Genomic DNA, 13,524 nt, shown 5'->3' with positions numbered 1-13,524 from the left:
AATTTTAGTTTTGAAGAAATACAGCTCTCTGAAAGAGATTCAGACACTCATTTCGCAAAAGCAATTAACTTTACCCGATTTATTGGCTTATTATTTTAAGCAAATTAAAAATAATGAACACCTCAATGCATTTAATGAGGTGTTTTTTTTATCGGCCGAAGTTCAGGCGAAAGCGGTACAGCAAAAGATAGAAAATGGGACTGCAGGTAAACTTGCAGGGATGGTAATTGGTATTAAAGATAATATCTGTTATGAAGGCCATATCGTTACGGCATCATCAAAAATGCTTGAAGGCTTTGTATCTCCATATTCTTCTACCGTTGTGCAACGTTTATTACAGGAAGATGCCGTTATTATAGGCCGTTTAAACTGCGATGAATTTGCGATGGGCGGTTCTAATGAAACATCCTACTTTGGACCGGCTAAAAATGCAGCAAACCCCGAGCTTGTTCCGGGTGGATCTTCAGGTGGCTCGGCGGTAGCCGTTCAGGCTGATATGTGTTTAGCTGCACTGGGTACCGATACGGGTGGATCTGTAAGGCAGCCAGCGGCATTTTGCGGACAGATTGGTCTTAAACCTACATATGGCCGTATTTCGAGATATGGGGTGATTGCTTACGCTTCTTCCTTTGATCAGGTTGGCCCCATTACCTCTTCAGTAGAAGATGCAGCATTGCTTTTACAGGTTTTAGCAGGTGCGGATGAATATGATTCTACGGTTTCCCCTATGTCTGTACCTGATTATCCCGTTCAGTTGAAAAAACATCATAGATACAAAATAGCAGTATTAAAGGAAACTATGGAGAGCGAAGCCCTTGATCCTGAAATCAAATCTGCTATTTTAAAATCAATTGAGCAGCTCAAAGCTGATGGACATACGGTATCGTATGTTTCTTTTGATCTGCTGGATTATCTGGTGCCGGCATATTATATTTTAACAACTGCCGAAGCTTCATCAAATCTTTCGCGTTACGACGGCGTTCATTACGGACACCGTAACATGGAAGCAAAATCCCTAAATGAACTTTATAAATTATCCCGGGCCGAAGGCTTTGGCAAAGAAGTTAAACGTCGTATCCTTTTAGGTACTTTTGTTTTAAGTGCAGGGTATTACGATGCTTATTATCAAAAAGCACAGCAGGTACGTCGGCTGATCAGAGAAAAAATGGATGTTTTATTTCAGGATTATGACCTGATTCTTTCTCCTGTGGCTCCAACAGCAGCTTTTAAAATAGGTGATCACCTACAGGATGCACTGGTGATGTACATGGCCGATATTTTTACAGTGCTTCCATCTTTAAGCGGAAATCCGGCGATTGCTTTGCCAATAGGCAATAATGAGGCAGGTTTACCGTTAAGTATACAATTTACAGCCAAACATTTTGAGGAAGATAAGCTTCTGGCTTTTTCTCAGGCATTTTTATCATAGTTTTATTGTCATTGAAATTACGCACAATTTTTAATGCAAACAGCATTATAATCAAGTATGGCAATGACATTTTATTAACTGCTTTCCGGGTATAGTCTGGAAAGTGCGCAGTTTTCTCTCAATCTTTTTTATTGGAAAGAAGAAAGAATCTGCATAAAGGTTTTGTAGGAATGCAAGCCATGGTTAATGAAAATTTGAACCAATAGCCCATGATTAAAAAATTACTTTTTGCTTCAATTTGTGCTTGTTTAGGATTTATTTCTTCCTCTTCTGCGCAGCAAACGCTCAAGCTGGATAGCCTGCCAAAGATTCGTAACAATATCTTTATCAATACTGATACCGTAGCGGTACCGGCTGTTTCCGAAAACCCATTGACTATGGGGCAGAACTTTATTTATAAGCTCCGGCTCGATTCTATTGCTAAAACAGTACCTCTTCCCTATAACGAATACGTTCAGCAATATATTGATATTTATGCCAAACGTAAAGACATGTTTGGTAAAATGATGGGCTTATCAAGTTATTACTTCCCCATTTTTGATAAAGCATTAAAGGATTACAATATTCCGCAGGAAATAAAATACCTTACCATAGTAGAATCGCAGATGAATCCGCATGCGATTTCCAGAGTGGGCGCTACAGGTATCTGGCAGTTTATGTTCGGCACAGGCAAGGCTTACGGCTTAAAGATGGATAATTTTGTTGATGAACGGAAAGATCCTATACAGGCCAGTTATGCTGCGGCAGCTTATTTTAGAGATGCTTTTGAAGAACTTGGCGATTGGCTGCTGGCCATTGCCGCCTATAATTGCGGAAAGGGAAATGTGAACCGGGCCATCGATAAAGCAGGATCAAGGGATTTTTGGGTAATCAGACAGTTTTTGCCCAAAGAAACCAGAAATTATGTGCCAGCCTTTATTGCTGCGGTTTATGTAATGAACTATTCTCACAAACACCAGATTACGGCACAGGCCTCGAATATGTTCCTCAAAACGGATACCGTACAAACTACGCGGTTTGTATCCCTGTCTACCCTGGCCAGGGTGCTTAATATTGAAGAATCTGCTATGATGGCTTTAAATCCATCGTATAAGAAGAAGATTGTTAATGGCACCGATGATGAACCAAAGCGTATTGTAATGCCAAAGTTGAGGGATATCGATTATGCAGGTATTTATGATGTGCTTAACAACCAGGAAGTAGAGGTTGACATGAAAGTGGTGGCTGCCGGTACCGATGATGTCCGGGATTTGAGAAAGCAAAAGAATAAAAGCGTGACTACATCAGCTGTAGTTTATCATAAAGTTGCCTCAGGACAAAGTTTAACCACAATTGCTGATAAATTTGGTGTAGAAGTACAAGATTTAAGGGTTTGGAACGGTTTAAAAAGCAAAACGCTCGTGCCTGGCCAAAGGTTGAAGATCTATGCCAAAAACCATAAACCATTAAAAGCGCCATCATCGTTTTTCAGTTATAAAGTGAAAATGGGCGATACCTTATCGGAAATTGCAGAGCGATTTGACGGGGCAACCGTACAAAGTATCAGAAGAGATAATAATTTGTCAAAAGCTGGTTTACAAGCTGGGATGATCCTGAAAATCAGCAAAGGATAATTCACAGCCTATCTGGTATCTGATATTTATATCTAAAGAAATAGCGATGAAATTTCTTTGGCGCAATATTACTGCCATAACGGAGTCCATCGGTAAAGGAAGTTAGGCCGCTTGCTTTTCTCATTTAATTCAGAAACTAAACTTCAGTCTCTTACCTGCCCATTTACTTTTTTTGAACGGCTTTTTATTTTAAGCCTCATAAAAAGAATTGTACCTTTGCGCCGTCACTAATAAGTTACTTAATGAGTAATACGAATAGAAAGCAAGATGCGTTGGATTACCACTCGCAAGGCCGTCCGGGAAAGATACAAGTAGTACCTACTAAGCCAACAACATCACAAAGGGATTTAACCCTGGCATACTCTCCAGGAGTTGCAGAACCTTGTTTAAAGATAGCAAACAATACAGAGGATGTTTACAAATATACCGCTAAAGGTAATTTAGTTGCAGTAATCAGTAACGGAACAGCTGTTTTAGGGCTGGGCAATATCGGTCCCGAAGCGGGTAAGCCGGTAATGGAAGGCAAAGGTCTTTTATTTAAAATATTCTCCGACATCGATGTTTTTGACCTGGAGCTGGATACTGAAAATGTAGATGATTTTGTAAAAATCGTTAAAGCTTTGGAGCCAACCTTTGGAGGGATCAATCTGGAAGATATCAAGGCGCCTGAATGTTTCGAGATTGAGCGACGTTTAAAGCAGGAGATGAATATCCCTGTAATGCATGATGATCAGCATGGAACGGCCATTATTTCTGGTGCAGCATTATTGAATGCCTGCGAAATCCAGAAAAAGAAAATAGATAAAATTAAGGTTGTGGTAAGTGGCGCAGGTGCTGCCGCAGTTTCCTGCTCTAAAATGTACCTGAGCTTAGGCGTTAAAAAAGAGAACCTGGTGATGTTCGATATCAATGGATTGATTGATATCCACCGTACCGACCTGGATGATATCCGAATGGGCTTCGCTACCACAAGGAAGGATATTGCCAATATCGGAGAAGCCATGAAAGGGGCAGATGTTTTTATCGGACTTTCGGCAGCAAACGTTATATCTCCGGACATGTTGATGGGGATGGCCAAAAACCCGATCGTTTTCGCAATGGCGAATCCAAATCCTGAGATTGCCTATGACCTGGCCATCAAAACCCGTAAAGATCTGATCATGGCTACAGGCCGTTCTGACTATCCGAACCAGGTAAATAACGTTTTAGGTTTCCCTTATATTTTCCGAGGAGCGCTCGATGTTCGCGCAACCAGCATTAATGAAGCCATGAAAATTGCTGCGGTTAAGGCAATTGCCGAATTGGCTAAAAAATCAGTTCCTGAAGCTGTTAACCTGGCCTACAATGCACGAAACTTAAAATTCGGACGCGATTATATTATTCCAAAGCCTGTTGATTTTAGGTTAATTACCGAAGTGTCAACGGCTGTGGCAAAAGCTGCAATTGAAAGCGGCGTAGCCAGAAAAATTATTACCGATTGGGATGCCTATAATGAAGAACTCAGGAAACGTTTAGGTTTGGATGATGCCATTATGAGGGCAGTTATAACCAAAGCGAAAATGGATCCTAAACGGGTGGTGTTTGCAGAGGCTGATAATTATAAAATTTTAAAAGCTGCCCAGATCGTCAAAGATGAAAATATTGCCATTCCGATCCTGTTGGGTAACCGCGAAAAAATACAGGCGATAATTGATGAGCATGCTTTGGAACTCGGGGGCGTAGAGATCATCGATCAGATGCAGAATCCTGAAAAAACCAAACAATATGCAGAAGCACTTTTCAAAAAACGCCAGCGCAAGGGGGTTTCTTCTATGCGCGACGCTACAAAGCTATTGAGAGACCGTAATTACTATGGTGCTTCGATGGTTGAATTTGGAGAGGCTGATGCAATGATTTCGGGTTTAACTAAAAATTACGGCGCTACCATTAAACCGGCCCTTCAGGTAATCGGTGTGGAACCAGGTGTTAAACGCGTTGCCGGTATGTACATGATGATGACCAAAAAAGGTCCTGTTTTTTTTGGCGATACGACTGTAAACGTAGATCCAACGGCGGAGGAATTGGTAGATATCACTTTGCTGATCGATAAATCGGTTAAACAGTTTAACATTAAACCGCGCATTGCTTTATTATCGTATTCAAATTTTGGTTCTAACGATGGGATAACTCCAAATAAAGTTAGGGAAACCGTAAGGCTTCTTCATAAAAACTATCCCGAAATTGTAGTGGATGGAGAAATGCAGGGGAATTTTGCCATCAACAATGAATTGCTGCAGGATAATTTTCCATTTAGCACTTTGGCAGATGCCCCGGCCAATACTTTAGTATTCCCAAATCTGGAATCCGGAAACATTGCATACAAATTGTTACAAGAGCTTGGTGGTGCCGAAGCAGTGGGTCCAATCCTGTTAGGACTGAATAAACCTGTTCATATTGTTCAATTAGGTAGTTCTGTACGCGAAATTGTTAATATGGTTACCATAGCTGTTGTAGATGTGCAGGGAAAAGAAGAAATTGCAACATCGAAACGAAAAGGTATATTTGGGAAAACAACTAAAAAGTAATATTACATGTACGCCTATATTGATGGTAGATTGACATTCAAGAACCCGGCTTATGTTGTGGTTGAAGCCGGAGGTATAGGCTATCATATAAATATCTCATTAAACACATACAGCGCTTTGGGCGATGCAGAAAGGTGCAAATTATATACCTGGCTGCATGTAAAAGAAGATGCACATACATTATACGGCTTCGCTGATGAGGGCGAACGCCGTTTATTTTTACATTTAATTTCGGTATCGGGCATCGGTCCAAACACCGGGAGGATGATTTTGTCCTCCATCACACCAATAGAGATTCAAACTGCAATTGTTAAAGCAGACTTGCCACTGATACAGCGGATAAAAGGCTTGGGTGCAAAAACCGCACAACGCCTGGTTTTAGAACTACAGGATAAATTAAAAAAAGAAGGGGCAGATTCATTAATTTCTATGCCTCAACACAATACTGTTAAAGATGAAGCGTTATCAGCATTGGTAATGCTCGGATTCGCCAAACAAACTGCCGAAAAAACTATAGACCAAATATTAAAAGTGACAGAAGGAAGCCTTTCGGTAGAGCAACTAATTAAACAAGCTTTGAAAACTTTATAGATTAACGCCTTTGAAGAGAATATCTACATTTCTTTTTCTCATTTCTCTCTTTTTAATTGCTTCTCAAACTACTTACTCTCAAGTTGTTGCAGGCAAAACGGATACTGTTAAGCCTAAAAATAACTTCAGCCTGCGTGAAAAAGAACAATTAGGGATTGGTTCGGCAGTTCATCCATTTTATCCATCTCCGAGTAATTTAAAACGAGTTGTAGAATACGACGCGAAGAATAAACGTTATGTGGTTAAGGAACTGATAGGAGAAAAATTTGTCATTAATACCCAGTATTTAACCATTGATGAGTACCAGCGCCTGGTAAACAGTGAAATCAAAAGGGGAAACTGGCGTAGTATTTCCAATGCTGAAGTAAGCGATTACAGAACTACTGGCATTATTCCGAAAATCCAGGTAAACAGTAAAGCTTTTGAAAAACTATTCGGAGGTACAACAATTGATATTCAGCCCCGTGGCGAGGCCGAACTTACTTTTTTGGGCAGGATAAATAAAAACGAAAACCCACTTTTTAACGAAAGGCAAAGGGTACAGACCAATTTCGATTTTAACCAGAGGATCCAGATGGACCTTGTTGGAAATATCGGTACCAAGCTTAAAATTAAAAGTAATTACAATACCGAAGCACAGTTTGATTTTGAAAATCAAATCAAACTGGATTATACAGGAGGCGTAGATGATATTATTCAGAAAATAGAAGCAGGTAACGTAAGTTTGCCTTTAAATACCTCATTGATTACCGGAACACAGGCGCTTTTTGGTATAAAAACGCAACTTAAATTTGGGCGTTTAAACGTAACCAGTGTTTATACTCAACAAAAATCGCAATCGAGAGAGATTAAAATTACCAATGGCGCACAGCAAAATACCACGACATTAAGCATTGATAGCTACGAAGCCAATAAACACTATTTCCTATCGCAATATTTCAGAAATAACTATAACAGGAACCTGGCCAACGCACCCATTATCACTTCACCTATCCAGATCACTAAAATTGAAGTTTGGATTACCAATAAGGCAGGGAGTACAACCGACTCCAGGGATGTATTGGGCTTAATGGACCTGGGTGAAAATGTTCCTTTTAACAATGTGTTAATTACAGGTGGAACCTCAGGCTTACCGGCAGGAACTACCGCTACTGGTTTCGCACAACAATCAAACAACCTGATCTCGCAGTTAAACACTTATCAGGGCGGAGCAATCAGGCAAACAAATTCTAATGCAGTCCTTTCTTTCTTCCAAACAACGCCAGCTAACAGTAGCAATACCGATAACTTTGCCAAACTGGTTTATGCCAGAAAGTTAACAGAGCGCGAATTTACCTTTCAGCCACAGTTGGGGTATTTATCATTAAACAACCCGCTAAATGCCGATGAGGTTTTAGCTGTTGCCTACCGCTATACCTATAATGGTGTAGAATATCAGGTAGGTGAGTTTTCTACCGATGTTCCTTTTGATGCGGCTAATCCAAAAATGCTTTATGCCAAATTGTTAAAGAACGAAACGACCAAGATACAGCTGCCAACCTGGGATCTGATGATGAAAAATATTTACTCCATTGGCGGGTACCAGATCAGCAGTCAAAATTTTAAACTTGATATTTATCGTATTGATAATGAAACAGGAGTGGATAATCCGGTCATGACCGAAGGTCAGAATACGGCTAACAAGCAGTGGATTAACCTAACTGAATTTGATCGTCTGAATCAGCAGAACGAACGGAAACCTGATGGAGTTTTCGATTTTGTGGCAGCAAACAATGCTTTTGGATCTTATTCTACAGCAAGTAATGCCAATCAGGCCAGTATGTTCGGTGTAGGCAGCAACGGACAGACCTCATTAGTTACCAATACCAATTCAGGTTATATTACCATTGATCCGGCAAATGGAAGAATTATTTTTCCGGTAATTGAACCCTTTGGTAAAGATCTGGCTGCAAAGTTTTTGCCGAGTGAACAGGCGCTGATTAATAAATATACATTTACGGCACTATACGATTCAACACAAACCATTGCAAGGCAACTATTTCAAAACCAGAACAGGTATACCATCAGGGTAAATTACCAGTCTGACATTTCTTCTGAATTCAGCTTAAATGCCATCAACGTTCCGGAAGGCTCGGTAAAGGTTTTTGCAGGAACGATGCCACTAACAGAGGGCGTAGATTTTACAGTCGATTATCAGGGTGGCCGGGTAAGCATCATCAATCAGGCACTTCTGGTATCCGGTCAACCGATCAGGATTACCACAGAAAACAGCGAAACCTTTGGTTTGCAGCAACGGTCACTTTTCGGAACCCGTTTAGATTATCGTGTAAATAATAAATTAAATCTCGGCGGTACAATAATGAACCTGACCGAAAAACCTTTAACCCAGAAGGTAAACATTGGAGAAGAGCCTATTTCCAATACCATTTGGGGAGCAGATATTAATTATAGTTCACCGTCAAGATTTTTAACAAAACTGGTCGATAAACTTCCGTTCATTTCAACCAAAGCACCATCAAGTGTAACATTTTATGGTGAATTTGCGCAACTGATTCCCGGTCATCCGAGAGCGCTGAATTTTGCAGGCAGTAAAAACGGGGTAAGTTATCTAGATGATTTCGAAGCTTCAAGATCGGTAATCGATTTAAAGAGTGCTATTTCCTGGCAACTATCCGGTACACCACAGCTTTTTCCGGAATTTAATAAATCCAACGATTTATCATACGGTTATAACCGGGCGAGGATCGCGTTTTACAATATCGATCCAACTTTTTACAATTCAGCCGCTTCTACTACACCTGCCAATATCAGGGGCAACCGGACCGAACTTTCCAATCACTATGTAAGAGAGGTAATTGAACAGGAGGTTTTTCCATTTAAGGAAACCGCAACAGGGCAGGCTTTAAATATTACCACTTTGGATGTAGCCTTTTATCCAACTGTTAGGGGGCCATATAATTTCCGTACTACTGATTTCAGGCCAGATGGAAGTTTGTTGCAGCCTAGGAACAGTTGGGGCGGTTTTCAGCGTAAAATCGAAACCAATGATTTTGAAGCCTTAAATGTTGGCTTTATCGAATTTTGGGTAATGGATCCATTTATTTATAAACCGAATTCGGCCGGAGGTGATATTTATTTCAACCTCGGAAACATATCAGAAGATATTCTGAAAGACGGTAGAAAATCTTTGGAAAATGGTTTGCCTGCTACAAACGATCCAAGCAAATATGATGAAACCGTTTGGGGGCGTGTGCCGAAACTACAACCCGTAGTGCAGGCTTTCGATAATGATCCAAATTCGCGTAGGGCTCAGGATGTAGGTTTGGATGGATTATCAGATGCTGATGAGAAAGTAAAATTTGCTGCGGCAATTACCCAGATCAAATCGCAACTGAATGCAACAGCTTCGGCCGCAATTGATGCCGATCCATCATCAGATAACTACACCTATTTTAGGGGACCGGCATTAGATCAGATCAATGCAGGTATTCTTAAGCGTTATGAAAAATACAACGGAACAGAAGGAAACTCTAAAACATCACAGCAGTCGCAGGAAGAATTAGGCCTTGAAAACTCAGCATCCACTTCATTACCGGACGGGGAAGACATCAACCGCGATAATAACATGACGCAAAGCGATGAGTATTTTCAATATAAGGTTTCGATGCGTCCGGGTGATTTAAATGTTGGACAGAACTTCATTACTGATAAGGTCACCTCGCAGGTGAGACTGGCCAATGGAAATACGCAGGCCGTTTCATGGTATCAATTCAGAATCCCGATCAGCCAGTATCAAGATCGTGTGGGCGGTATCCAGGATTTTAAATCTATCCGTTTCTTTAGGATGTTTATGACCAATTTTGCGGACACGGCCGTAATGCGTTTTGCGAAGTTACAGTTGATTCGTGGGGAGTGGAGGGAGTTTAATGCTGCTAACCAGGCATCACAGGTGATTGTAGACCCATCTTTACCAGCACTTACTCCTGATAATTCTACCATTGAAGTTTCGACGGTAAACATTGAAGAGAACGGCAAACGTTCACCAATTCCATATGTAACGCCTCCCGGTATTCTTCGCGAGCGAGACTATAGCAATTACCGGGGCGATACACGTTTAAATGAGCAATCGTTATCGGTTACCGTAAAATCGTTAAGAGATGGTTACGGTAGAGCCGCATTTAAAACAGCTTACAGTGATTTTAGGTCTTATAAACATCTGGAAATGTTTATTCATGCTGAAGCGGTTAATAACCAGGTTTTAAATGATAATGATGTTGCAGCGTTTTTGCGGATCGGTACCGACAATCAAGACAACTATTATGAATATGTAATTCCATTAAAGGTTACTAACCCCGGTACAAGAGATGCCGATGCCATTTGGCCTGAAGCCAATAGAATGGATATTAACTTAACGCTTTTTCAGAATGCTAAGTTAGCCCGTAACGTTGCCAAACAAGCGAACGGGCAGCCATGGCCTGCAAATGTTCCCTTTACCTATACCGACGGAACAAGGACAATCATTGTTAAAGGGCAGCCGGATATGAGCAAGGTTCGGGTGTATATGGTGGGTGTTAAAAATCCGCTCCGCGCCGCCAATGATGAGCAGAATGATGATGGTCTTGATAAAAATGCACTGGTTTGGTTTAATGAATTAAGGTTAACTGAATTTGATGAAAGAGGTGGTTGGGCAGCCACAGGAAGACTGAACCTGAAACTGGCCGATTTTGCAGATGTAAATATTTCAGGAAGTAAATCGACCATTGGTTTTGGATCTATTGATTCGAAAGTGAGCGAGCGGAACCGTGCAGACAATGTGTTGCTTGATGTTTCTTCAGCTATGGAATTGGGTAAATTTCTGCCACAGAAATCGGGTGTGAAAATACCGATGTTCGTGAATTACTCTAAACAGGTTTCTACGCCGCAATTCAATCCAAGGACACCAGATATTGAGCTCAAAAATGCATTATCACAATCTACCAAGGAACAAAAAGATTCGATTTTAAATTTCGCACAGGACTATACCATTAGAAGGGGGATCAACTTCACCAATGTTAGGAAGGAACGTACCAATACCAGTAAACCTGCCCAACTCTGGGATATTGAAAATTTTGCAGCAAGTTATGCTTATACCCAATATAATCATCGTGATTTTATTAATCAAAACAGCATTCAGAATACATACAGGGCATCGTTACAGTACAGTTATTCAAAAGAAGCCAAAACAATAGCCCCTTTTGAAAAGATTATAAAATCGAACATGCTGGCTTTGTTAAGGGATTTTAACTTTAGTATTTTTCCTAGTGCCATTAATTTCAGAATTGATGTAGACCGTTTATATTCAGAAAATACCTTGCGGAATAACGATCCGAACAATACCATTGGGCTTTACCAGAGCGGATACGGCACTACCTTTAACAAAAACTTTACCATGAGCCGTGTTTATGGTATTGCGTGGAACCTTACACGTTCATTACAGCTGGATTTTAATGCCACAAATTATTCGATTATAGATGAACCGGATGGCAGAATTGATGGCATTAAACGTGATACCGTTTGGCAGAACCTAAAGCGCTTAGGACGTACAACCGATTATAACCACAACTTAAACGTTACCTATAATTTACCGATTGATAAAATACCGGGACTAAACTGGGTGACCGTAAAAACCCGTTATGGAACCAACTTTAACTGGCAAACGGAGCCGCTATCTACCTTACGCGATCCGAATATAAACTTAGGTAACACGGTACAAAACAGCAGAACCGTTCAGGTGAACCCAACGTTAAACCTGACTGCGCTATACAACAAATTTGGTTTTATCAGAAATGCCGGGAATGATCAGGATGGGAGCAAAGCGAAGAACTTTTTTATCAATATCTTAACCAGCTTAAAAAATGTTAATGCCAGTTTTGTGCAGACAAAAGGTATTTTTCTTCCAGGTTATATGCCAACAACACAGTTTTTTGGTATCGACAGGGCTACAGGTGCGCCTGGTTTGGGGTTCGTTTTTGGTAGTCAGCGCGATATCCGTGAGATGGCGCTTGGCAATGGCTGGTTAACAACCGATACCTTACAGAACCAGTTATATGTTAATACCTTGCGCGAAGATTTTCAGTTTACAGGTTTGGTTGAACCGTTTAAAGATTTACGGATTACTTTAAAAGCAAATAAAGCACAAACCAGAAATTTCAGTACCAATTTTAGGTATGTGGCCAGTGCATCATCATTTGAGAATCTGAGTGCAATTACTACGGGCGATTATAGTGTGTCATACATTGCTTTGGGTACGGCATTTAAAGAAAGCAACTCCACTATTGTCTCTGAATTATTCAATCAGTTTATGGCTAACCGGATAATTATTTCGAGAAGGCTGGGCGCGCAAAACCCAAATTCGGCTGGCATTAGTGGAGGGTACGCAGATGGATACGGCAAGGAAAGCCAGGATGTAATTATCTCTGCTTTTATGGCTGCCTATTCTGGCAAGGATGCCGGCAGAACAAAAATGAATGCTTTCCCTAAAATACCACTTCCAAACTGGACCCTGACGTATAGTGGTTTAACCCGTATTCCGTTTATTGCAGATCAGTTTTCATCTGTCGATATCCGTCATGGCTATCGCTCGGCTTATAATATTAATGGATTTAATACCTTGTTGCGTTATCAGGAAATGAACGGCGCCGTTAGCAGTAGAGATGTGAATAATAATTTTTTGCCTGAATACCAGTTTGCTCAGGTAACCATTTCTGAGTATTTTTCTCCATTGGTTGGTGTGGATACCAGATTTAAAAATAACCTCACTGCTTCTTTCGAATTAAACCGGTCGCGTTTGCTGGGGCTTAGCCTGGCGAACAGTCAATTGGCGCAGTTGTCTGAAAATAATATGGTATTGGGCCTCGGCTATCGCACCAATAAATTCCGCTTTCCGTTTGGATGGTTTAAAAGCCTCAAAATGGATAACAATATGGATTTTAAATTGGATGTGGCCATCCGTGATAACAAAACGGTGATCTATCGTGCCGATGTCACTGAAGCAGAAGTATCTTCGGGAGCCAAGAATATTACCTTAAGGCCAAGTGTAGATTATGTGTTAAATCAGAAATTCAATATCAAGTTATTTTACGATTCGAATATTACAAAACCTTATACTTCGCAAACCTTTAATACCTCTTTCAGTAATTTTGGTTTTAGCTTAAGGTTTACATTGAATTAATGATGTTTGATATTATTAAGCAGTAACATTCTATATCATTACCTGATGCTGCATTTGCATCTCCTTTAAACTGCGGTGTTATACACAAATTCCTGCAAGCATTGTTGTTTTTTTACA

General features: G+C 40.5%; 5 protein-coding genes. All 5 read left to right on the top strand.

All coding sequences use genetic code 11. The annotated features are described in order from the left end of the window. Positions 1–10 precede the first annotated feature (10 nt). The 5 genes from gatA (at position 11) to sov (ending at position 13,407) form a co-directional block, all read left to right on the top strand. Positions 11–1,429, top strand: a complete 1,419-nt coding sequence (gatA, locus tag ACIQXP_RS19120) for an Asp-tRNA(Asn)/Glu-tRNA(Gln) amidotransferase subunit GatA (RefSeq protein WP_387506751.1) — start codon at positions 11–13, stop codon at positions 1,427–1,429. Positions 1,430–1,638: 209 nt separating this feature from the next. Further along, a complete protein-coding gene (locus ACIQXP_RS19115; protein WP_293743276.1) occupies positions 1,639–3,042 on the top strand; it encodes a lytic transglycosylase domain-containing protein in 1,404 nt (467 codons plus the stop codon). A gap of 242 nt (positions 3,043–3,284) precedes the next feature. Beyond that, positions 3,285–5,606, top strand: coding sequence for an NADP-dependent malic enzyme (locus ACIQXP_RS19110; RefSeq protein WP_293743275.1), 2,322 nt, complete (start codon positions 3,285–3,287; stop codon positions 5,604–5,606). Positions 5,607–5,612: 6 nt separating this feature from the next. Then, a complete protein-coding gene (gene ruvA, locus ACIQXP_RS19105; RefSeq protein ID WP_090982937.1) occupies positions 5,613–6,197 on the top strand; it encodes a Holliday junction branch migration protein RuvA in 585 nt (194 codons plus the stop codon). 10 nt (positions 6,198–6,207) lie between these two features. Continuing rightward, positions 6,208–13,407 (top strand): T9SS outer membrane translocon Sov/SprA, encoded by a 7,200-nt coding sequence (sov, locus tag ACIQXP_RS19100; RefSeq protein WP_387506755.1) that lies wholly within the window; start codon positions 6,208–6,210, stop codon positions 13,405–13,407. Positions 13,408–13,524: the final 117 nt, after the last annotated feature.

Source organism: Pedobacter suwonensis, from assembly GCF_044762335.1.
Classification (GTDB): Bacteria; Bacteroidota; Bacteroidia; order Sphingobacteriales; family Sphingobacteriaceae; genus Pedobacter.
Note: the sequence above shows the minus strand (reverse complement) of the source record. Positions and strands in the feature narration are given on the sequence as shown.